General features: G+C 70.1%; 20 protein-coding genes and 1 pseudogene. 7 read left to right on the forward strand and 14 right to left on the reverse strand.

Going from position 1 to position 20623, the window contains the following annotated elements:
* Positions 1–54: 54 nt before the first annotated feature.
* Together BKK79_RS23340 and BKK79_RS23345 are read right to left on the reverse strand one after the other, a co-directional pair.
* Entirely contained in the window at positions 55–1311 is a 1257-nt protein-coding gene (locus tag BKK79_RS23340; protein ID WP_071038933.1) for an SDR family oxidoreductase, read from the reverse strand.
* 9 nt (positions 1312–1320) lie between these two features.
* Positions 1321–2082, reverse strand: coding sequence for a MipA/OmpV family protein (locus BKK79_RS23345; protein ID WP_071018267.1), 762 nt, complete (start codon positions 2080–2082; stop codon positions 1321–1323).
* A gap of 225 nt (positions 2083–2307) precedes the next feature.
* Here BKK79_RS23345 and BKK79_RS23350 point away from each other — a divergent pair, with 225 nt between their 5' ends.
* Entirely contained in the window at positions 2308–3036 is a 729-nt protein-coding gene (locus BKK79_RS23350; RefSeq protein WP_071018265.1) for a response regulator, read from the forward strand.
* Positions 3037–4380 carry an ATP-binding protein gene (locus BKK79_RS23355; RefSeq protein ID WP_071038934.1) on the forward strand — a complete coding sequence of 448 codons (1344 nt, stop codon included), beginning with the start codon at positions 3037–3039 and terminating at the stop codon, positions 4378–4380.
* A gap of 31 nt (positions 4381–4411) precedes the next feature.
* On the opposite strand, the gene BKK79_RS23360 is transcribed toward BKK79_RS23355, so the two are convergent.
* From BKK79_RS23360 to BKK79_RS23375, 4 genes are all read right to left on the reverse strand, one after another.
* A complete protein-coding gene (locus BKK79_RS23360) occupies positions 4412–5737 on the reverse strand; it encodes an MFS transporter (protein WP_071038935.1) in 1326 nt (441 codons plus the stop codon).
* 231 nt (positions 5738–5968) lie between these two features.
* Positions 5969–6175, reverse strand: a complete 207-nt coding sequence (locus tag BKK79_RS23365) for a DUF2783 domain-containing protein (RefSeq protein WP_071018259.1) — start codon at positions 6173–6175, stop codon at positions 5969–5971.
* Positions 6176–6354: 179 nt separating this feature from the next.
* Positions 6355–8121 (reverse strand): FAD-dependent oxidoreductase, encoded by a 1767-nt coding sequence (locus tag BKK79_RS23370; RefSeq protein ID WP_071038936.1) that lies wholly within the window; start codon positions 8119–8121, stop codon positions 6355–6357.
* Between the two features lie 53 nt (positions 8122–8174).
* Positions 8175–9134: an MBL fold metallo-hydrolase gene (locus tag BKK79_RS23375; RefSeq protein WP_071018256.1), complete on the reverse strand. Its 960-nt coding sequence runs from the start codon at positions 9132–9134 to the stop codon at positions 8175–8177.
* Between the two features lie 335 nt (positions 9135–9469).
* On the opposite strand from BKK79_RS23375, the gene BKK79_RS23380 reads away from it, so the two are divergent.
* A complete protein-coding gene (locus BKK79_RS23380) occupies positions 9470–10258 on the forward strand; it encodes an IclR family transcriptional regulator (protein ID WP_071018254.1) in 789 nt (262 codons plus the stop codon).
* Positions 10255–11121, forward strand: coding sequence for an IclR family transcriptional regulator (locus BKK79_RS23385; RefSeq protein WP_084085096.1), 867 nt, complete (start codon positions 10255–10257; stop codon positions 11119–11121). The genes BKK79_RS23380 and BKK79_RS23385 overlap by 4 nt, the downstream gene beginning before the upstream one ends.
* Before the next feature lie 100 nt (positions 11122–11221).
* Here the strand turns inward: BKK79_RS23385 and BKK79_RS23390 are convergent, their stop codons facing one another.
* The 7 genes from BKK79_RS23390 to BKK79_RS23425 form a co-directional block, all read right to left on the reverse strand.
* A complete protein-coding gene (locus BKK79_RS23390; RefSeq protein ID WP_071038937.1) occupies positions 11222–11677 on the reverse strand; it encodes a GFA family protein in 456 nt (151 codons plus the stop codon).
* Positions 11678–12029: 352 nt separating this feature from the next.
* Complete coding sequence (locus tag BKK79_RS23400; RefSeq protein ID WP_071038938.1) at positions 12030–13082, reverse strand: alpha/beta fold hydrolase; 1053 nt, start codon at positions 13080–13082, stop codon at positions 12030–12032.
* A 241-nt stretch (positions 13083–13323) separates the two neighbouring features.
* Positions 13324–13878, reverse strand: a complete 555-nt coding sequence (locus BKK79_RS23405; RefSeq protein ID WP_071038939.1) for a thioredoxin family protein — start codon at positions 13876–13878, stop codon at positions 13324–13326.
* Between the two features lie 82 nt (positions 13879–13960).
* Positions 13961–14380, reverse strand: a complete 420-nt coding sequence (locus BKK79_RS23410; protein ID WP_071038940.1) for an organic hydroperoxide resistance protein — start codon at positions 14378–14380, stop codon at positions 13961–13963.
* Between the two features lie 69 nt (positions 14381–14449).
* Positions 14450–14800, reverse strand: a complete 351-nt coding sequence (locus BKK79_RS23415; protein WP_071038941.1) for a hydroxyquinol 1,2-dioxygenase — start codon at positions 14798–14800, stop codon at positions 14450–14452.
* A gap of 375 nt (positions 14801–15175) precedes the next feature.
* A complete protein-coding gene (locus BKK79_RS23420) occupies positions 15176–16480 on the reverse strand; it encodes an ATP-binding protein (RefSeq protein ID WP_071038942.1) in 1305 nt (434 codons plus the stop codon).
* Positions 16477–17220 (reverse strand): response regulator, encoded by a 744-nt coding sequence (locus tag BKK79_RS23425; protein ID WP_071018241.1) that lies wholly within the window; start codon positions 17218–17220, stop codon positions 16477–16479. The genes BKK79_RS23420 and BKK79_RS23425 overlap by 4 nt, the downstream gene beginning before the upstream one ends.
* Before the next feature lie 251 nt (positions 17221–17471).
* Between BKK79_RS23425 and BKK79_RS23430 the strand changes: the two are divergent.
* The 3 genes and pseudogenes from BKK79_RS23430 to BKK79_RS23440 form a co-directional block, all read left to right on the forward strand.
* A pseudogene (locus BKK79_RS23430) lies at positions 17472–18257 on the forward strand (cytochrome c biogenesis CcdA family protein); the annotation flags it as partial.
* 64 nt (positions 18258–18321) lie between these two features.
* Positions 18322–18708: an ArsR/SmtB family transcription factor gene (locus tag BKK79_RS23435; RefSeq protein ID WP_071038943.1), complete on the forward strand. Its 387-nt coding sequence runs from the start codon at positions 18322–18324 to the stop codon at positions 18706–18708.
* Positions 18705–19784 carry an SRPBCC domain-containing protein gene (locus BKK79_RS23440; RefSeq protein WP_071038945.1) on the forward strand — a complete coding sequence of 360 codons (1080 nt, stop codon included), beginning with the start codon at positions 18705–18707 and terminating at the stop codon, positions 19782–19784. Before BKK79_RS23435 ends, BKK79_RS23440 begins: the two co-directional genes overlap by 4 nt.
* Positions 19785–19869: 85 nt before the next feature.
* On the opposite strand, the gene BKK79_RS39255 is transcribed toward BKK79_RS23440, so the two are convergent.
* Positions 19870–20592, reverse strand: coding sequence for a DUF6683 family protein (locus BKK79_RS39255; RefSeq protein ID WP_083384391.1), 723 nt, complete (start codon positions 20590–20592; stop codon positions 19870–19872).
* Positions 20593–20623: the final 31 nt, after the last annotated feature.

The raw sequence follows: 20623 nt of genomic DNA on the forward strand, positions 1-20623 counted from the left end.
GCAGCGCGCCATCCTCAGGCCCGCGCCGGCGTGCCGGCCGTCCGGCGAGCCGCCTCAGGCCTTGAAATCCCAGCTCATCTGTTCGAGCAGCCCGCCCCCGTGCGAGGTACGCATGCACTCGCTCACATAGTCGGTGATGGGCAAGGGCTCGAAGCCGATCTCGTCGCGCAGCCGCTGGTTGTCGAAGACATAGCCCAGTTCGGCGAAGCCTGCGTAGAGGCGCAGCGCCCGCTCGATCAGGCGGCGGTTGCCGAGGCCTTCGGCGCGTGCCACGTCGCGCGCCAGCGCCGGCAGTTCGTCCGGCGCGCAGGCACGGTAAGGCAGGGCCTCGTCGGTGCGTGCGCAGTCGTCCATGGCCGCCAGGACCTGGGCGATGGTCGGCGCCGCCGCGCCGGCCGACAGGTGATAGGCGCGGAAGCGCAGTTCGGGCTTGAGGGCGAGGCGCAGCAGCGCCTGCGCGCAGTCGTCCCCGGCGATCACGTCCAGCCGCGTCTGCGGCCGCACGGTATAGCGGCGGGTCCGGTGGATGATGCGGAACAGCCAGAAGATGCTGGCCGAAGGCTGCGTGCCCAGCACGGTGTGGCCCACCACGATGGACGGGCGGGCCACCACCAGCGGCAGCGACGGGTAGCGCTGCCGCAGCAGCTGCTCCACCTCCTGCTTGCTGCGCGTGTAGGGCACCAGGTGGCCGCCGGCGTCGTGCGGCGCGCCGGGTGCGGCTTCCATGCCGGTCCCGTCCTGCGCGCCGTGCGCGCTTTCGCCGTACCCTGCGCGGCCTTCTTCGATCACCGTCTCGGCCACGCGCGCGCCGCGCCGCGTGCCGCAGGCCATGGCCGTGCCCACATGGATGAAGCGGCGCAGCGCGGCGCTGCCGGCGAAGTGCGAGGCGAAGCGCAGCGTATCTTCCACGTTGACCCGCGTCACGCGTTCGTCGGCCGAGAACGAGGCCATCGCCGCGCAGTTGATCACCTGCGTGACACGCGCCAGCCGGGCCTGCTGCGCCGGCGTGAACGGCGTGCCCAGTTCGCCCAGCAGGATGTTCTCTTCGCCGAGCCAGGCGGTGCGGCTGGGCGGCAGCCCGCACTGCCGGGCGTTGGCGCGCAGCCGCCCGAGCGCTTCGGCGGCGCTACCCGCGCGCACCAGGCACAGCAGGCGGCTGCTCAATCCGGCATTGACCGCGGCCACCAGCACGTTGCCACCGATGAAGCCGGTGGCGCCGGTCAGCAGCAGGCATCCGACCTCGTCCTGCGTGCGGGAGCCCGCGGCACCGCCTCCGATCTGCTGCCCGCTGGCGTGCCAGTTCCACATCATGATGCCCTCCTAGAAGGTGTAGTTGAGCGACGTCATGCCGAACACCTGCTGCCTGCTCTGCACGATGGGACTGTCGCCCGCGTCGCCCAGCAGCCGGCTCACCGTCACCAGCGTGCGCACCGACCAGGCGCGCGACAGTTCGACGTTCCACGCCAGCGACAGGCTGGCGCTGTCGATGCCCGCCTTGGTCGAGTAGGGGCGGAAACCACTGGCGGCCGACTGGACATCGGTGACGCCGAAGAAGGTCTGGGTGTAGCGGCGCGAGCCGAAGTGGATGCCCGGCGTCAGGGTCAGCGTATGCATGCCGCGCTGGTACAGCGGCACCGCCAGGTCGAGATGGCCGCTGAGGCCGCGCTCGCGGTGCGTCAGCGGCACGTCCAGCGTCAGGCTGGCGACGGCGCCGCCATAGACCGGCACGCCGACCTGGAAGGAGCTCATCAGCGAGCCCTGGACCTTGCCCATGCCCTTGAGGTGGTCCGAGCCGGCCAGGTCGGTGCGGTTGCGGTCGCTGCGCCCCGTGGCATAGCCGAAGGCACCGGTGACGAACATGCCGTTGGCGAACTTGTAGGTGTAGCCCGCGCCTTGCAGCAGGTCGATGAAGGCGCCGTTGCCGAAGTCGGCACGGAACAGCGGCGCGCCCAGCGCGCGGTATTGGTTGCTGCCGATGTAGCGCGGGCCGGCGCCGGCGGCGGCGCCCACGGTATAGGTGATCTCGGCCTGCGCGGGCCCGGCCAGCCCGGCCACGACAAAGGCCGCCAGCGCTGGCGGCATGCGGCGCGCCCTGCGGCGCGCACTTTGGCTTTTGCTCTCGACGTCCACACATCCTCCGATTGGTGATCGAAGTCGGCAGATTAGAGAGGCCGGGGCGCGAAGTCTGTCCTGATTCCTCGCGAAATCTTGTCCAATTGTGCCAATTTGTCCGCAAGCGTCGCCGCCAGCCGGCCGCACCGCCAGGACAGCTAGAATCGGCACTTTCCGTACCCCCGAGGATCCGCCATGAACGAGGCGATGGCCAAGCATCAGGTTCTGTTGATCGAGGACGACGACCGCCTCGCCCAACTGGTCAGCGAGTACCTGGGCAACTACGAGTTCTCCGTCCAGGTGGTACGCCGCGGCGACATCGCGGTGGACGCGGTGCGCCGGCTCCAGCCCGATCTCGTCATCCTCGACCTGATGCTGCCGCACCTGGACGGCATGGAAGTGTGCCGCGGCATCCGCGCCTTCTCGCGGGTGCCGGTGCTGATCCTGACCGCGCGCGTGGACACCTACGACCAGGTCGCGGGGCTGGAGCTCGGCGCCGACGACTACGTGGTCAAGCCGATCGAGCCGCGCCTGCTGGTGGCGCGCGCCCGCGCCCTGCTGCGCCGCGCCGCCGCCCAGGGCGGCGCGGCAGCGCACGCCTCGGCCGACGACGACCTGGTGTTCGGCTCCCTGGTGATCTCGCCACCCAACCGGCGCGTGGTCTGGCGCGGCCAGCCAGTCGACCTGAAGACGGCGGAGTTCAACCTGCTGCTGATCCTGGCGCGTGCCGCCGGCAAGGTGCTCAGCCGCGACGACATCCTCAAGCAGCTGCGCGGCATCGAGTTCGACGGCATCGACCGCACCGTGGATTCCGGCATCTCGCGGCTGCGCCGCCGCTTCGAAGACGCGGCGCCAGAGCCGCAGAAGCTCAAGACCATCTGGGGGCGCGGCTACCTGTTCAGCCCCTCGGCCTGGGAGGAATGAATGGTCCGCTCCCTGCTCAAGCTCTACCTGCTGGTGATGCTCGCCGCGGCCGCCGCGGTGATCGGCATCAACAAGACCTTCATCCCCCTGTTCCACGACATCATCACCGCCGCCGAGCGGGAGAACCGCAAGGGCTACGTCTTCGCGCTGCAGCACTACCTGGACCAGTTCCCCGGCGCCCGCCGGGACGAGGGGCTGCGCTATCTGCAGGCACACGCACTGGAGCGCTTCGACATGGCCAGAGCGACTGACATCGCCCGCCTCGACGCCAGCCAGCAGCGTGACCTGCACGACGGCAAGCTGGTGCTGAGCCGCGACGGCCAGCACTACTACGTGCCCCTGCACGACGGCTCGATCCTGCATGCGGCGACGGTCGATTCCAACAACGACCTCAGGATCTCGGTGGTCGGCTATTCGTTGATCGCGCTGGCCACGCTGCTGTCGATCGTGACCTGGGTCTGGTACCACTGGCGCGACCTGGCGCGCCTGCAGCAGGCTGCGCGCGACTTCGGCGCCGGCCAGCTGTCCACGCGCGCGAAACTGTCCCGGCGCTCCAACATCACCGAGCTGGCCCAGCAGTTCAACGAGATGGCCGAGCGCATCGAGGCCTCGATCGTGCACCAGCGCGAGATGATGCACGGCATCTCGCACGAGCTGAAGACACCGATCGCCCGGCTGGAGTTCGGCATCGCGCTGCTGCAGTCCGGCGGCGGCGGCGCCCAGGCCGAGGCGCGCCAGGCGCTGCGCCTGGACGACCTGCGCAAGGACGTGCGCGAACTCGACGAACTGGTGACGGAACTGCTGACGCTGGGGCAGCTCGAGCAGGGGGCGACACCGATGCTGCTGATGCGCGTGTCGGTCAGCGAGCTGATCGACAGCGTGGTGGCCAGCGTCGCCAATGACGTGGCCGACCAGCAGCTCACGCTCAACGCGGGTACCGGCGGCCCCGTCGGCCACCATGTGTGCGACCCGCGCCTGGTGGCGCGCGCCCTGCTCAATCTTTGCCGCAACGCCACCCGCTATGCGCGCAGCGCCATCCGCCTGCATGCCGAGACCGACGCCGGCGGCTCGCTGCGCCTGTGCGTCGAGGATGACGGGCCCGGGGTGCCGCCCGAGGAACGCGAGCGCATCTTCGAACCCTTCCACCGTCCCGATGCCAGCCGCAACCGCCACACCGGCGGCTTCGGCCTGGGGCTGGCCATCGTGCGCCGCATCGTCCTGCTGCATGGCGGCCAGGTGACGCTGGACAGCAGCGACAGCGGCGGCGCGCGCTTCGTCATCACCCTGCCGCCGATGGCCGAGCCGGGCATGCCGGCTGCCGGCGCGGCGCCGCGCGTAGCCTGAGCACGCCGCCTCGCTGCGCGCGGCTTGCCGCTCAGCGGCGTGCTGCGTCGCGCGGCACGCCCAGCCACATCGCCAGGCCGCTGGCCAGCAGCAGCGCGGACAGCAGGTAGAGCGCGTTGTCCATGCTGCCGGTGTGCGTCTTGATCTGGCCGATCACCCACGGGCTGACGATGCCGCTGGTGATGCCGATGCTGCTGATGAAGGCGATGCCGGCGGCCGCCGTGCCGGCCGGCAGGTGGCTCGGCGGCAGCGACCAGAAGATCGGCAGCGCGGCGAAGATCAGCACGCAGGCCAGCGACAGCAGCGCCAGCATGGCGCCGAAGCTGGGCAGGTGCAGCGTCAGCGCGGCCAGGGCCAGCGCCCCGCCGGCGGTGCAGGCCAGGAAATGGCGGTGGCGTTCGGCGCGCCGGTCGGAATGGCGCGCGATCACGAACAGCCCGACGGCGCCGACCGCGTTCGGCACCACCGAATAGAGGCTCACCGAGACCACGTCCTGGATGCCGAAGTCGCGGATCATCAGCGGCATCCAGAAGCTCAGCGTCAGCGAACCGCAGGTCAGCGCGAAGTAGATGAAGGCGAACAGGTAGACGCGCGGATTGGCCAGCGCGTGGCGCAGCGCGCCCGGCGAATGGGAACGGGCGGCGTGGGCGCCATCCTCGCGCTGCGCCACCAGGAAGCGCTTCTCCGTCTCCGACAGCCAGCCGGCCTGCGCGGGCCCGTCGACCAGGTAGTACGCCGCGGCCAGGCCGAGCAGCACCGCCGGCGCGCCTTCGAGCGCGAACATCCACTGCCAGCCGTAGAGGCCGAGCACGCCGGCGAAGTCGCGCATGATCCAGCCGGACAGCAGCCCGCCCAGCACGCCCGCCACCGCCACCCCGGCGAAGAAGATGGCCATCACCGCGGCGCGGCGGCGCGCCGGGAACCAGTAGGTCAGGTAGAGCACGATGCCGGGGAAGAAGCCGGCCTCGAACACGCCCAGCAGGAAGCGCAGCGCGTAGAAATGCGCCGGCGTCGAGACCAGCATCATGCCGACCGAGGCCAGCCCCCACAGCAGCATGATGCGGGTGAAGGTGCGGCGCGCGCCGAAGCGTGCCAGCAGCAGGTTGCTGGGCACCTCGCACAGCACGTAGCCGACATAGAAGACCGCGGCGCCGAGTCCGTACATCGCATCGCTGAAGCCGAGGTCGTGCTTCATCTGCAACTGGGCGAAGCCGATGTTGATGCGGTCCAGGAAGGACACCACGTAGCAGACGAAGAGGAAGGGGATGATGCGCAGCCACACCTTGCGGTAGAGCGCGTCTTCATCGGGCAAGGCGGGGGCCTGGGGCGCGAGCGCCCCGGCATGGGATTGCGTCATGGTAAGTCTCCGGTTGGGGGCTGCCCCCCGCTGCGGGGGGCGCTTCCGCCTACGTCTGTTGCGTCTGGGCGGGACGGCCGGCCGCTGCGCGCTGCCGTGGCCGGCTGGCATGCCGCTGGCGCGGCCGCCGGGTCGTGGCCTGGCCGGCGCTGGCGCCGGCGCGCGGCAGCTTCAGGTGGCCTCGGGCGGTTTCAGGCGGTTTCAGGCGGTTTCAGGCGGTTTCAGGCCGCTTCAGGTGCGCTGCGACAGCACACCCTCGCGCGCCAGCCGCATCGCATCCAGCAGCACGGCATGGTCGCCGATATGGTTGGCCAGCAGCAGGATCAGCTGCGCATTGGCCGCCTGGCTCTGCGCCTCGTCGAGATCGCGGTGCATCTCGATCAGCGCTTCGTAGAAGTCGTCGGGGCGGCTCAGGTTGGGGTGGGTATGGACTGCCATCTGGATGTCTCGCTCGGTGGTACTTGGTGGTACTTGGTGGTACTCGGGATGCTCGGGATGCTCGGTAGTGCCCTGTCGTACTGGCGTCCTCTCGCCAGCGGCCCGGCGCGGGACGCGCGCCGCCACGGCCGCCGCGCAGGCGGCGGGCCGGATCGGCTGCGCGGGCCGGAACGGGACGCTCAGGCCGCGGCGAGCGCGGCCGCCGCACCTGACCCGGCGGGGCCGGCGGCACCCTGCCCTGCCTGGCCCGCCTGCCCGGTCGCCCGGCGCAGCGCGGCCGCGACCGCCGCCGCGTCGGCATGGCGCCAGCGCGCGCACACATGCTGGTCCGGGCGGATCAGGTAGACCGTGCCCGGCTGGGCGTCGTAGCGTTGCGCCGCCAGGCCCTGGAGGTCCGCCAGCACGGTCGCGTCCGGCCAGGCCGGCGTGCCGGCCTGCGCGTCGGCGCCCGCGCCGGTGACGAAGACCGGCTTCAGCGGCAGGGACCGCAGCGCGCGCAGCGTGCCGGCGTCGAAACGCTCCGGCGCGCCGAACGCCAGCAGCGTGAAGGCATCGCCCAGGCTGCCCAGCAGCCACGACTCGCCGCGCGCGCCGGCCACCGGCGCGTCGACGCAGGCCGCGCCCGGCACCATGGCGCCGGCGAAGGCGTCGCCATCGGGCGTGTTCAGCGGCGAGCCGTGCAGCACGGCCGGCACCGACAAGCGGCCGCTGTTGACCAGTTGCCGCGCGAAGGCATGCCGCTTGGCCAGCGTCAGCACCGCGTCGCGGAACAACCGGCTGACGGGGCTCTTGGGCGTGATGAAATCGGTGGAACGGGTGGAATTGCGGATGTTCTCGTCAGCGGCATACTCGCGCTCGCTGGCATAGCTGTCCAGCAGGCTGTCCGGGGCGCGCCCGTCCAGCACGTAGGCCAGCTTCCAGGCCAGGTTCTCGGCATCCTGCACGCCGCTGTTGGCGCCGCGCGCGCCGAACGGCGAGACCCCGTGCGCCGAATCGCCGGCGAACAGCACGTGGCCGTGGCGGAAGCTGTCCATGCGCAGGCAGGAGAAGGTGTAGACGCTGACCCACTCCAGCTCGAACTTCGCGTCCGGGCCGAGCAACGCTCGCACGCGCGGGATCACGCGCTCCGGCGCCTTCTCCAGCACCGGATCGGCATCCCAGCCGAGCTGGAAGTCGATGCGCCAGACATTGTCCGGCTGGCGGTGCAGCAGCACCGACTGGTTGGGATGGAAAGGCGGGTCGAACCAGAACCAGCGCTCACTGGGAAAGCCGGCCTCCATCTTGACGTCGGCGATCAGGAAGCGGTCCTTGAAGGTGCGGCCCTTGCTGTCCAGCCCCATCAGCTTGCGCACCGGGCTGCGCGAGCCATCGGCCGCCACCACGTAGCGCGCGGCCAGCGGATAGCTGCCGTCGGGCGTCTCCACCGTCAGCACCACGTGCGCGTCGGGCGTGCCCTGCGCGTGCTGCTCGATACCGGCCACCTTGTGCTTCCAGCGGATCTCCAGGTTGGGCAGTTGCTGCGCACACTCCACTAGGTAGCCTTCCAGGTAGTACTGCTGCAGGTTGATGAAAGCGGGCCGGCGATGGCCCTCCTCCGGCAGCAGGTCGAAGGCATAGACCTGCTCGTCGCGCAGGAACACCTTGCCCAGGTTCCAGCGCACGCCCTTGTCGGTGATGCGCTCGCCGCAGCCGAGCCGGTCGAAGATGTCCAGCGTGCGCTTGGCGAAGCAGATCGCGCGCGAGCCGCTCGACAGCGTGCAATCGTCGTCGACCAGCACGACCGGCACGCCCTGGCGCGCCAGGTCGATGGCGGTGGCCAGCCCGACCGGGCCGGCGCCCACCACGGCGACCGGATGGATGGTGCCTGCCGCGCCGGTCTCCCGCGGCGCGCGCTGCTCGGCGCACGGCTGGTAGTCGAACGTCAGGTGCTGGTAATCGATGCTCATGCTGCTGTCTCCGTCCACATTCTTCTCGGCTGTCCCTGCGTCGCGTCGCTGCCTCAGTCCTGCAGCGCGGCCCACATTTCCTTGTCGCGCTCGGCGGTCCAGATGCGCGGGTGGCCGATGCCGCTGGCCTCGTCATAGGCGCGCGACACGTCGAAGGGCAGGCAGTGCTCGTAGATGAAGACCTGGGCGAACTTCGGGTCCATCGACTTGCGCGTATGCGCCATCGCGCCCTTCAGGTCGAGACGCTCGGCCACCGCTTCCTTGCCGGCCTGGTACAGCGTGGTGACGAAGTCCTTGGTGTAGGCGATGCCCTTGGCCACTTCTGCCGGCGTGGTCAGCGCCGGGCCGCGGCCGGGCACCAGCTTCTCGGGCTGCAGCGCGGCCAGCGCGTCCAGCGTGGCCGGCCATTCGGCGAGCTGCGCGTCGCCGCAATAGCAGGCGGCGTCGTACTCCACCAGGTCGCCGGAGAACAGCACCTTCTGCGACGGCAGCCAGACCACGGTATCGCCCTTGGTATGGCCCGAGCCCAGGTGGGCGATGCGCACTTCCAGCTTGCCGAGGAACAGCGTCATCTCCTTCTCGAACACCAGCGTGGGCCAGGTCAGGCCCGGCACCGTCTCGACGCCGGCGAACAGGCGCGGGAAACGTTCGATCTCCGACTTCATGTCGGCCTCGCCGCGCTCCACGATCATCTCGTAGGTGCCGCGGCTGGCGATCACCTGCTGCGCGCCCTCGGCGAAATAGGCCGAGGCGCCCAGCACGCGCACCGCGTGGTAGTGCGACAGCACCACGTACTTGATCGGCTTGTCGGTAACCGAGCGGATCCTGGCGATCAGGTCCTGCGCCATCGCGGGCGTGGCCGTGGTGTCGACGATCAGCACGCCGTCGTCGCCGATGATCACACCGGAATTGGGGTCGCCTTCGGCGGTGTAGGCGTAGGCGTTCTCCGAGAGCTGGGTGAAGGTGACTTTCTTGGCTTCCAGGTCGGCCTGGGACGCGAATGCTTTTGCCATGCTTGCCTCTCTCTAGGGGGGTTGGATCGAGGCGGACAGCGTGGCGGGCGGCGGGCGGGCCGGCTGCGCGCGGGGGACTGTCTCGCCCCGTATTGGTCTTGGATCTTGGCGCCGCGATGGCGCCGGTATCGGGGTAGAGGCATCTTAGGAAAGCCCTCATTTTTAGTCAATAACAAATTGTGTTGTCTCTGACTAAAATGAAGAGGAGGACAGCCAGGAGGCCAGAACCCAGGGAAAACCCCGAGAGCGCCGGCTGCCCGGCGCGCAAGGCGCCCCGCTCACCGGCGGCGCGACCATCGCATCGATTACCATCTGGGCTTTCGAACGGGAGCAGCATGAGCACAGCAGCGCAAGCGAGCACCGCGGCAGCCGACAAGGCCCAGCGCGGCATCCAGAGCGTGGAGGTAGGCGGGCGCTTCCTGCGCGCGCTGGCCGACGCGCGCCGCCCGCTGGCGCTGGCCGAGCTGGCCGCGCAAACCCAGGTGACGCCGGCCCAGGCCCACACTTACCTGGTCAGCCTGACGCGCCTGGGCCTGATCAAGCGCGACCACCTGTCCGGCCGCTACGAGCCGGGACCGCTGGCGCTGCGGCTGGGCATGCTGCGGCTCGACCACGATCCCGCCTACCGTGCGGCGGTGCCGCGCGTCGATGCGCTGGCCGAGGCGATCCGCTTCAACGTGGCGATCAGCAGCGTGTCGCCGCGCGGGCCCACCATCGTGCGCTACGCGCACGCCGGCACGCCGCTGCACGTCAACCTGCACGTGGGCACGCTGATGTCGCTGCCCGCCACCGCCACCGGGCGCGTGTTCTGCGCCTTCCTGCCCGAGACCCGCTGGCATGCCGCCTGGGCCCACCAGCAGAGCGGCGCCGCCGCCGCGGCCGGCTTCGATGCGGCGCTCGATGCCATCCGCGCGCGCGGCATCGAGCGCGCGGTCGACGCCCCCAGCCCGGGCGTCAGCAGCCTCGCCGTGCCGGTGCGCGATACCGGCGGGCAATTGCGCCTGGTGCTGACCGCGATCGGCCCGAGCGGCTCCATCGACGTCGACTGGCAGGGCCCGGTCGCGCGGGCGCTGCTGGCCACCGCCGCGGACATCGGCGCGCAGATCCCGGCGGAGGCAGCATGAGCCGCACCCGCAATCTCCCCGACAACGGCGCCGCCGCAGACGACGCCAACGACGCCAACGACGGCGGCGCGAGCGACGGCGGCAGGCCGCAACGCGGCATCCAGTCGCTGGACAACACCGGCCAGCTGCTCGCCGCGCTGGTCGCCGCCGGGCGCCCGCTGCCCTTGTCCGAGCTGGCGCGCGCAGCCGGCATGGCGCCGGCCAAGGCCTTCCCCCACCTGGTCAGCCTGCAGAAGACCGGCCTGCTGGCACGCGACGCTGGCGGAGACTTCATGGCCGGTCCGCTCAGCCTCGAACTGGGCCTGATCGCGCTGCAGCGTCTGTCGCCGGCACGCGAGGCCGAGCCCGAGGTGATCGAGCTGGCCGGCGCCACCGGCCTGAGCGTGGCGATGGCCGTGCTCGGGCCGCTGGGCCCGACCGTGGTGCGGCTGGAGGAGGCCGCGCGGCCGCAGCACGTCAGCCTGCGCGTGGGCACTGTGATGTCGCTGGTCAATACCGCGATCGGCCGTGTCTGGGCGGCCTGGCTGCCGCCCGAGGCGCTGGCCGCACGGCTCGGCCAGGACAGCCTGCGCATGGCCGGCGGCACGCCGCCGGCCGACTACCCGCAGCGCCTCGCGCGTATCCGGGCCGGCCACATCGACAACGCCCAGGGCCGGCCCGTGCCCGGCATCGATACGCTGGCCGCGCCGGTGTTCGACCATACCGGCAGCCTGGCGCTGGTGATCGCCGTGATGGGCAGCACCGGCAGCTTCGACAGCGATACCGGCAGCGCTACCGCGGACCTGCTGCGGCAGGCCGCGCGGCGGCTCTCCTGGCGCTTCGGCGCGCCGGCCGAGGCGAGCGGGACCGCCGGCGGCACCTGAAGCTCACCGTCCCCGTCCCGTCACCGGCCATCGCTTCCGCGCGGCTGGCGCCGCCCATCCGCCCGAGCGGCGCTACGCTCCGTGCGCCGTCCGGCCAGGCTCAAGCCGTGCCCTGCGCATCCGACGCGGACCGCTCGTACAGGGGCCCATCCCAGCCATCGAGGTACTTCGGCAGGGCATCATCCACCTCGATGACGCGCTCGCGATAGAACAGGTGCATGGCCGGCTGCAGCGCCGGCGGCAGCCCGCCGCCGGCGGCGCGTGCCAGCAGCGCGTTGGGCAGCACGCGCATGCCCAGGCGGTTGGTGCCGTACAGCGTCTCGCCGCAGGCCGCGCAGAAGGCCCGCGACAGCCGCTTGTGCGGATGCGCGAAGTGCGCCAGCGTGCCGCGCACCAGGCTGACATCGTCGGCCTGCCAGGCCGTGGCCGCCAGCATCGGCGTCCCGTAGAAGTCGCGGCAGGTGCCGCAATGGCAGTTCGCGCGCGCGGCCGGCTGGCCGTCCAGGCGCAGTTCGACGGCACCGCACAGGCAGGCAAGCGATCGGGGAATCGGCATGGACAAGCGTCTCCTTCTTGGGAAATCCGGATGAGTGGGCCGGTCCGCGCATGGACCCGCCGCGGCCCCGGTCCTGACACAAAGTGTCGAGATGCTACACGCTGTCGCCCGGTCGCGTCGGGGCGTGAGTCCGGCATCGCTGGAGCGGCGTCCGCGCCCCGAGCGGGTCACGACCGGGGCGGCCGATCATCCTGGCTTCCGCTCCGTCTTGTCCTCCCTATCCGCGCGCATCTGGCGCGGCAGGCCATGCCAGGCGCATCGGTGAGCCTGGCCGCCGAGTTCCGATGCGAGCGCCGGGAGTGCCATGGCAAGCAGGACCAGCAATCTGTTCATCGCCTGCCTCCCGGATGCCTCAGTGCCCGTCGACATCGAGCACCGCCTGCGCAAACGCCGCGGGGGCTTCCTGCGGAAGGTTGTGGCCGATCCCGCCGCGCAGGTCCCGATGTTCGTACCACCCGGCGAACTTGCTGGCGTAGGCACTGGGCACGGGGTGCGGCGCGCCATTGGCGTCGCCTTCCATGGTGATGGTGGGCACACCGATGACGGGCGCGCTGGCGAGCCGCTTCTCGATCTCGTCGAACCTGGCTTCCCCGCTGACCAGCCCCTGCCGCCAGCGGTAGTTGTGCACGGTGATGTCCACGTGGTCGGGATTGTCGAAGGCGGCCGCGCTGCGCTCGAACGTGGCATCGTCGAACTTCCATGCCGGCGACGCCAGTTGCCAGATCAGCCTGGCGAACTGGTGCGTGTACTTCTGGTAGCCGGCGCGGCCGCGCTCCGTGGCGAAGTAGAACTGGTACCACCACTGGAGCTCGGCTTCGGGCGGCAGCGGCTGCTTGCCGGCGGCCTGGCTGCCGATCAGGTAGCCGCTCACGGAGACCAGCCCCCTGCAGCGCTCCGGCCACAAGGCGGCCATGATGTCGGCGGTGCGCGCGCCCCAGTCGAAGCCGGCCACCACGGCATCCTGGATATGGAGCGCGTCCATCAGCGCAATCATGTCCGCGGCGATGGCCGATGGCTGGCCGTTGCGCATGGTGTCGGCGGCCAGGAAGGTCGTCGATCCATAGCCGCGCAGGTAGGGAACGATCACTCGATAGCCGCGCGCCGCCAAGCGGGGCGCGACCTCGGCAAAGCTGTGGATGTCATAAGGCCAGCCGTGCAGCAGCAGCGCCACGGGCCCGTCGGCCGGGCCGGCCTCGGCATAGCCGACGTTGAGCACCCCGGCCTGGATATGCTTGATCGGTGCGAAGGCCGCCTGGGCGGCCGGCGCGACCGAGGGCAGGGCCCTTGCTTGCGCCGGACCGCCCTGGGCCCGGGCAGCCTGCGACAGGCCAAGCTGTGCCGCGGCCAGCGCCGCCGCCGCTGCGCCCAGAAAGCCCCGGCGAGGCATATTGACGTTCTCGGACATATTTCGCTCCTGTGTGTGTGATCAACCTGGGCACGAGTCTAGGAGGCCATCGCAAGCGCCATGTGTCGGGCCCCGGGGGGATTTGTATCGCCCGATGGATACGCGCGGCTGCCATACACGCAGATACAAAGCGGCGCGGCCAGGCCGGGCTGTGCGGCAATCATCGCCAAGCGTGACGAAGGCGGCGCAAGGCATCCGCGTTGCCGGAATGCCGGTGTCCTGCGTATCCATCAACGGGAAGCTAGCGCGCCGTCCCGGCCTTGCCCGCCGCCAGCAGCTTCTGGATCGCGGCTTCCGTTTCCTGGTACCGTCCCTCGCCATCGTGCCGATAGACGATGCGGCCGCTGGCATCGATCAGGTAGGTGGCGGGCCAGTACTGGTTGCGGTATGCCGACCAGGTCCCGTACCGATTGTCCTGCGCCACCGGATAGCGGATATCGAAGCGCTTGAGCGCGGCCTGCACATTGGCCGTCGATTTCTCGAACGGGAACTCGGGCGTGTGCACGCCCACCACCACCAGGCCCTGGTCCTTGTACTTCTCGTACCACTGCTTCACGTGCGGCAAGGTGTTGACGCAGTTGACGCACGCGTACGTCCAGAACTCGACCAGCACCACCTTGCCGCGCAGCTGCTGCATCGTCAGCGGCGCAGAGTTCAGCCAGTGCTCGATGTTCGCGAATTCCGGTGCCTGGGCCTGCTCGGCCAGCGTGGGGCTCTCAGCGGCGGCACCTGTGCCGAAGGTATAGATGGCGGCAATGCCGGAAGCCGCCAGAAGAGCGCGGATGAGAAGGCGCATGGTTCAGGACTCAGCAGAAAATGCAGAAAATGGCGTCGGAGGGAATGCCCCTGGTCCGGCATGCCGGACCAGGGGACAGGGATCAGACCAGCACGGTCTCGATGTGGATGTTGCCGTGCAGCGCCTTCGAGTACGGACAGGTGCGGTGCGCGGTGTCCACCAGCGCCCGGGCCACTTCGCGCTCGATGCCGGGGAGGTGTACGCGCAGCCGTGCCTGCAGGAGGTACTCGATACCTGCCGTGCCCAGGTCCACTTCCGCATCCACCGACAGGTCTTCCGGCAGCTTGATCTTCTGCTTGCCTGCAGCCAGTCCGATGGCACCGATGAAGCAGGCGGACCAGCCGGCGGCCAGCAGCTGTTCCGGGTTGGTGCCGTGCCCCTTGCTGCCAGGCGAGGACAGCGCGATGTCGAGCCTGCCGTCGTCGCTGCGCGCCGAGCCGTCGCGGCCGCCGGAAGTGATGTGGACCTTGCCGGTATAGAGGACTTTTTCAATGCGGGTCATGGTGTTTTCCTTCTTGCGTTCAACAGGTATTCAGCGTCGGATTGCCGAGAGTTGAGAGACGTCCCGTGCTCAGGCGTAGGCGCCATCGAGATAGGGGTCGGCCGCGCGGGCCGGTTCGGCCGATACCCCGGTGCGGTCCATGCCCGCCACGGTGCGCGCGCCGTCGCCGTAGGCATTCACGTTGCGCGCGCCGTCGACGTACGGGCTGCGCTGGTCCTGCACGGCACGGGCACCCTCGCTGAACACGTCGCGGGAATCCTGGGCGGCGCGGGCGCCATCCGCGTACGGGTTGCGGGCACCGAGGACGGATGCCTGTGCGCCGGCGGCGGCAGTGGCGGCGGCGGTGGCGGTGGCGGTGGCGGTGGCGGCGACGACGAGGGAGGCAGCGAGAACGAGGCGCTTGGCGAAGTTGTTGGACATGATGGTTTTCCTTTGCATTGAATGCGGTTGCGTGGTTCGTGGCCTGGGTTGCCGGCAGGTAAGCCGAAGCAGCGTTTTCGCTTTGTCCCTTGTGCGTTGCGCTGCCACGGAACGTATTTAAGGCGCCCCACGTATCGCGCCCGTAGCAGGATCGGGGCCCTTGTGTCTGGCCACGTATCGGTGCGACGCCTCGATACAAAGGCATACAAAAAGGCGGGGAGAAGCGGCGCGGCGTCGGGAGAACCGGGGAAGACGGCGGAGCGCCGTGTGCGCGGGAGGAGCGCTGAAACGACATGGCCGCGCCAGAAATCGGCGCGGCCATGGGAGGCGCGGCGAGGACGGGACCGCGCCGGCCGGAGGGGGAGGGGCGGGCGGTCAGCCGATGCGGATCTCGGCCACCAGGCCACCGCCCTCGCGATTGCGCAGCTTCAGCGAGCCGCCCATGGCCAAGGCCAGCTGGTGAGCGATGGCCAGGCCCAGCCCTGTGCCGCCGGTTTCGCGATTGCGCGACGCCTCCAGCCTGACAAAGGGCTGCAGTACGGCCTCCAGCTTGTCTTCGGGGATGCCGCCGCCACGGTCCATCACCGCGATGATCACGACGTCCCGATCGCGGCGCACGCTCAGCTCGGCGGCTCCGCCGCCGTACTTGATGGCGTTGTCGACCAGGTTGGTCAGCACGCGCCGCAGCGTATTGGGCCGCGTCACGAGCGCTCCGCCGGCGTTCTCCACGAGTGACACGGCCTTGCCGGTGTCCTGGTAGTCGTAGACCAGGCTCTCGACCAGGGAGCCGAGGTCGATCCGCGACGCCTTCTCGCCCTCGCCGCCCGCGGTGCGCGCGTACGCCAGCCCTTCCTGAACCAGTGTCTGGATCTCGCCCAGGTCGCTCATCATCTTGCGCCGCTCCTCGGAATCCTCGGCCATCTCGGCGCGCAGCTTCATCCGCGTGATGGGTGTCTGCAAATCGTGGGAGATGGCCGCCAGGATCTGCACGCGCTCGGCGACGAATTGCGCGATACGGTCGCTCAGGGCATTGAAGGCCCGCGCCGCGCGCGCCAGCTCGATCGGTCCGTTTTCGTCGAGCGGCGGCGATTTCGCATTCGGGTTGAGCGTGTCGGCGGCATCGGCCAGGGCCACCAGCGGGCGGATGGCCAGCCGCACGGCGAACCAGCAGCACACGATCAGCAGCAGTAACTGCAGTACCAGCACATAGGGCAGCCACTGTGCGATCGGCGTCATGCGCGGATGCACGTCGATGGTCAGCGGGCTGCCATCGCTCAGGGTCAGGTGGGCCTGCACGCGCTTGCCGTCGCCGGGAATCGATTGCACGGTCACGGGAAACCGGCCGCCGCTGGCATCCATGATGCGCTGTGCAATGTCCTTGCCGCGCTGGGTCATTTCGGGTACGCCCGGCAAGCCCGGCCCCAGGATGTACTGGTAGTTGCCACGGTTCACGCGCGGCAGCCATTGCGGCCGCTCCGCCGCGGGCAAGCGGTCGAGGATGGCCACCGATGTGGCCACGTCTGTTTCCAGCGTGCCGAGCATCACCTGTCGCGCCGAAATATAGCGTTCCGCGAACAGTACCGCGAACGACAGCAGATGGGCGACGATGATGCCCGCCAGCAGGACCAGGAACAGCCGTGCTCCCAGCGTGCGTGGCCAGCGCCAGCGGCGCGTGTTCACTGGCGCGCCTCCTTGATCTCCACCGGCATCGAGAATACGTAACCCTCGCTGCGCACGGTCTTGATATAGGCCGGCTCGCGCGCATCGTCGTTCAGGCGTTGGCGCAGGCGGCTGACCAGCAGGTCGACCGAGCGCTCGAAGATGTCCGCTTCGCGGCCTTGTGTCAGGTTGAGCAACTGGTCGCGGTTGAGTACGCGTTGCGGATGATCGACGAACACGCGCAGCAGCCGGTATTCCGCTCCGCTCAGCGAGGCGATGGTGCCTTCGCGGTCGATCAGGTGGCGCGCGGTGGTGTCCAGCTGCCAGTCGCCGAAGGCCAGGAGCTGGCCCGCCTCGGTGATCTGCAGGTTGGGCGGCAGCATGCGCGTGCGGCGCAGCACGGCCTTGATGCGCGCCAGCAGCTCGCGCGCGGCGAAAGGCTTGGTCAGGTAGTCGTCGGCGCCCATTTCCAGGCCGACGATACGATCGGTCTCGTCATCGCGCGCGGTCAGCATCAGGATGGGCGTGGCCTTGTGCTTGCCGGCGCGCAGTTCGCGGCACAGTACCAGGCCGTCGTCGCCGGGCATCATGATGTCCAGCACGATCAGGTCCACGGTGCTGGCTTCCAGGAACTGGCGCATATGGCGTCCGTCGGGCGCCATGGTCACACGCAGGCCATTCTTGGTCAGGTAGGTCGAGACAAGCTCGCGGATTTCCCGGTCGTCATCGACGATCAGGACGTGGTCTACATGCGTATCCATCGGTGTCACCCCTGGAGAATGATCTGGAATGGTCTCGGCCGGGAAAGTGGACGATCCGTCTGTTGGCGAGTCTGTTGGCGAGATTGTATGGGCGTCGGAGTGCTTCCGTGTATCGCAATGTATCTGGCCGCACCAGGCCCACAAAGCGGTACAACTTCCCGGGCTTGACGACACATTGATGGTAGATGCGGGGCGCCCAATCGGAGGCATGCCAGAACCTTGGCCAGCCTGTTGACGAAAGGAACCCGATCATGATCCTGCCGATCCTCGCCTACCTGGGCGGCGCACTCACTATCCTGAGTCCCTGCATCCTGCCCGTGCTTCCCTTCGTGCTCAGCCGCAGCGGCCAGCCATTCCTGCGCGGCCCGCTGCCGATGCTGGCCGGCATGGCGCTCACCTTTGCCGCCGTGGCCACGCTGGCATCGGTTGGCGGCGCGTGGGCCGTGCGCGCCAATGCGTATGGCCGCTACGGCGCGCTGGCGCTGCTGGCGCTGTTCGGCCTGTCGCTGCTGGTGCCGAGACTGGCCGACGTGCTGACGCGCCCGGTGGTGGCGCTGGGCAACCGCCTGGCCGGCGACGGCAGCCGCGCGGCGTCCTCGCCCTGGGCGTCGCTGCTGCTGGGTGCGGCCACGGGCATGCTGTGGGCGCCGTGCGCAGGCCCGATCCTCGGCATCGTGCTGACCACCGCCGCGCTGCAAGGCGCCAGCGTGCAGAGCTCCCTGCTGCTGGTCGCTTATGCGGCGGGCGCGGCGACATCGCTGGCAGCGGCGCTGGGCATCGGCGCTTATGTGTTCGCGGCGATGAAGCGCTCGATCGGCGCCGGCGCATGGCTGCGCCGCGGGCTGGGCGTGAGCGTGCTGGGCGGCGTGGCAGCCATCGCCGCCGGCGCGGACGCTGGACTGCTGGCCCGCGTGTCCACGGGCAGCCCGGCGCGGCTGGAACAGGCGCTGGTCGATCGGCTGCACGAACCGAAGCCCGCCATGCGCGCCGCCGGCGCTGCCCGGTCCGCCACCGCGCCGATGATGCCGGCGGCCGCCAGGCAGCGCACGGCGGCCGCATCGCCCCCTTGACTTTCATTTAACCAACAAGTTAAATGAGAACATGCCTTCTCCTGATGACACCCTCTCGATCGTCTTCGCCGCCCTGGCCGATCCCACGCGGCGCGCCATCCTGGCGCGCCTGGCCGAAGGCGGGGCGCCCGTGACCGAGCTGGCGCGGCCGTTCGCAATGTCCGCGCCGGCCGTCTCCAAGCACCTGCGCGTGCTGGCCGAGGCCGGCCTGATCGAGCGGGAAGTGAACGCGCGCTGGCGCATCTGCCACCTGCGCGCGGAGGCGCTGCGCGGCGTGCATGACTGGCTCGACAGCTACCGCCGCCACTGGGAAGGCAATCTCGACCGGCTCGTCGAGTATGTCGAAGGAACCAGCGCGGCGGGCTCCGCCACAGGCGGCCGCGCGACCGCCAACAAGACGCGAGGAAACAAGCCATGACCCAAGCCGCCACGTTTTCCCTGGAAATGGAGCGCTTCATCCGCGCCCCCCGCGAGAGAGTCTTCGATGCCTTCACCGACCAGGACGCCCTGGCCGCCTGGCACTGCCCGCGCGGCCTGCGCGTGCTGGAGGCGAGCGCCGACGCGCGCGTGGGCGGGCGCTACCGCATCGTGATGGGCGAGCGCGACGGCGCGCGGCACACGGTCGCCGGCGAGTACCAGGCGGTCGACCGTGCCGACTTCCTGGCCTACACCTGGACCTGGGAGGACGGACCGCTGCCGGCCGGCGTGAAGACGCTGATCGAGGTGACGCTGACCAGCGCCGAGGGCGGCACGCACCTGCGTATGCGGCACAGCGGCTTCCCCGAGCAGGGCGAGCGCGATTCGCATGCGAGCGGCTGGCGCTCCGTGTTCAACCGGCTCAGCGACTACCTGGACCCCGCCGGCAGCGCCGGCACGGTCACCGTGCTGGGCGATCCGCGCAGCAGCTTCTGCCGCACGGTACGCATGGCACTGGCCGAAAAAGGCGTCGCCTACACCCTGCAGCCGGTGCCACCGCAAACGCCCGAGATCCTGGCGCACAACCCCTTCGGCCGCATCCCGGTGTTCCTTGACGGCCCCATCTCGCTCTACGAGACGCGCGCCATCCTGGGCTACATCGAGGAAGCGTTCGAGGGCCCGAGCCTGCAGGCCCACGGCGTCACCGCGCGGGCACGGGACGAGCAATGGGTCAGCGTGATCGCCTGCCACGCCTACGACGCCATGGTGCGCCGCTACGTGCTGCAGTACGTCTTTCCCAAGGGCGCCGGCGGACAGCCGGACCGCGGTGTGATCGAAGCCGCGCTGCCCGACATCGACCGGCACCTGGCCGCGCTGGAGCAGGCCTATGGCGCAGGCCTCTACCTGGGCGGCAGCCGCGCGGCGATGGCCGACCTGTACCTGGCGCCCATCGTGGCCTGCCTGGGCATGTTCGCGGAAGGCGCGGCGCTGCTGGAGAAGTACCCGGCGGTGCGGCGCGGGCACGGCGCGATGCGCGAGCGACCCAGTTTCGCCGCCACCGAACCGAAGCTTGCATAAGGTCGCATAAGGCATCCGCCGGCGCCACGGGGCGGCGCCTCGGCGATCCGAAGCCGCGCGACTTGCGCGGCGTGAAACGCGGTGACTAGCGCGGCGTGAAACCGCTGTCGTCCAGCAGCACGCCGCCCAGGTCGACCCCGGCGAGGTTGCGCGCGGTCTTGCGCACGCCCTCGCGCAGCTCCGCCAGCGCCACCGGGTTGCCGGCCTGCGCCAGTTCGCGCTGCGCGGCCACCGCCACCATGGCCAGGTAGCCCAGGGTCTCGGCCACGGTCTGCTTGTCGGCATCCGGCAGCGCGCGCATGCGGGCGTTGGCGGCGAAGGCCTGCCGCACCGCATCGCGCACGGCCTGCACGCCGTCCGCTGCCTGCATGGCGTCCGCGGCGTTGACCACCTCCCAGGACAACACGAGGTAGGCCGTGAAGACGTCGGCCAGGTTGCGGCTGTCGTAGCCCTGCTGGCGCAGCAGCGCGTCGAACTGGCCGAGCGGATCCGCCTGGTCCAGCCGGTGCGCGATCAGCGGCCGCCGGGCGGCGTCGCCCTGGGTGAAGAAGCCGGTCAGGCGCGCCACCACACGCTCGTGCACGCCGGTGTCCGGCCGGTAGCTGAGCTGGGCCACGGCGGCGGCCGGAGCCGGGGCGGCAGCGGCACGCGCCGGCTTCGCGCTGCCGGCCACGGCGTCGGCGGCGGCCCGGATACCGCTTACCGGTACGCCGAGGTAGGTGTCATCGCCGCCCGCGCCATCGCCCATCGACGGATGGGCTACGGCGCATGCGGCCACGCCGAGCCACGCGGCGATGGTTGCCGCCATCCTGCACCTGCTCATTTTCCCTCCCTGGGAA

Source organism: Cupriavidus sp. USMAA2-4 (genome assembly GCF_001854305.1).
Lineage (GTDB): Bacteria > Pseudomonadota > Gammaproteobacteria > Burkholderiales > Burkholderiaceae > Cupriavidus > Cupriavidus malaysiensis.

Coding starts and splice junctions, on each gene's coding strand:
- BKK79_RS23340 (WP_071038933.1), bottom strand. CDS start 1,311: ATGATGTGGAACTGGCACGCCAGCGGGCAGCAGATCGGAGGCGGTGCC.
- BKK79_RS23380 (WP_071018254.1), top strand. CDS start 9,470: ATGAGCACAGCAGCGCAAGCGAGCACCGCGGCAGCCGACAAGGCCCAG.
- BKK79_RS23355 (WP_071038934.1), top strand. CDS start 3,037: ATGGTCCGCTCCCTGCTCAAGCTCTACCTGCTGGTGATGCTCGCCGCG.
- BKK79_RS23440 (WP_071038945.1), top strand. CDS start 18,705: ATGACCCAAGCCGCCACGTTTTCCCTGGAAATGGAGCGCTTCATCCGC.
- BKK79_RS23370 (WP_071038936.1), bottom strand. CDS start 8,121: ATGAGCATCGATTACCAGCACCTGACGTTCGACTACCAGCCGTGCGCC.
- BKK79_RS23345 (WP_071018267.1), bottom strand. CDS start 2,082: ATGCCGCCAGCGCTGGCGGCCTTTGTCGTGGCCGGGCTGGCCGGGCCC.
- BKK79_RS23405 (WP_071038939.1), bottom strand. CDS start 13,878: ATGCGCCTTCTCATCCGCGCTCTTCTGGCGGCTTCCGGCATTGCCGCC.
- BKK79_RS23435 (WP_071038943.1), top strand. CDS start 18,322: ATGCCTTCTCCTGATGACACCCTCTCGATCGTCTTCGCCGCCCTGGCC.
- BKK79_RS23425 (WP_071018241.1), bottom strand. CDS start 17,220: ATGGATACGCATGTAGACCACGTCCTGATCGTCGATGACGACCGGGAA.
- BKK79_RS39255 (WP_083384391.1), bottom strand. CDS start 20,592: ATGGCGGCAACCATCGCCGCGTGGCTCGGCGTGGCCGCATGCGCCGTA.
- BKK79_RS23360 (WP_071038935.1), bottom strand. CDS start 5,737: ATGACGCAATCCCATGCCGGGGCGCTCGCGCCCCAGGCCCCCGCCTTG.
- BKK79_RS23390 (WP_071038937.1), bottom strand. CDS start 11,677: ATGCCGATTCCCCGATCGCTTGCCTGCCTGTGCGGTGCCGTCGAACTG.
- BKK79_RS23410 (WP_071038940.1), bottom strand. CDS start 14,380: ATGACCCGCATTGAAAAAGTCCTCTATACCGGCAAGGTCCACATCACT.
- BKK79_RS23385 (WP_084085096.1), top strand. CDS start 10,255: ATGAGCCGCACCCGCAATCTCCCCGACAACGGCGCCGCCGCAGACGAC.
- BKK79_RS23400 (WP_071038938.1), bottom strand. CDS start 13,082: ATGTCCGAGAACGTCAATATGCCTCGCCGGGGCTTTCTGGGCGCAGCG.
- BKK79_RS23415 (WP_071038941.1), bottom strand. CDS start 14,800: ATGTCCAACAACTTCGCCAAGCGCCTCGTTCTCGCTGCCTCCCTCGTC.
- BKK79_RS23375 (WP_071018256.1), bottom strand. CDS start 9,134: ATGGCAAAAGCATTCGCGTCCCAGGCCGACCTGGAAGCCAAGAAAGTC.
- BKK79_RS23365 (WP_071018259.1), bottom strand. CDS start 6,175: ATGGCAGTCCATACCCACCCCAACCTGAGCCGCCCCGACGACTTCTAC.
- BKK79_RS23350 (WP_071018265.1), top strand. CDS start 2,308: ATGAACGAGGCGATGGCCAAGCATCAGGTTCTGTTGATCGAGGACGAC.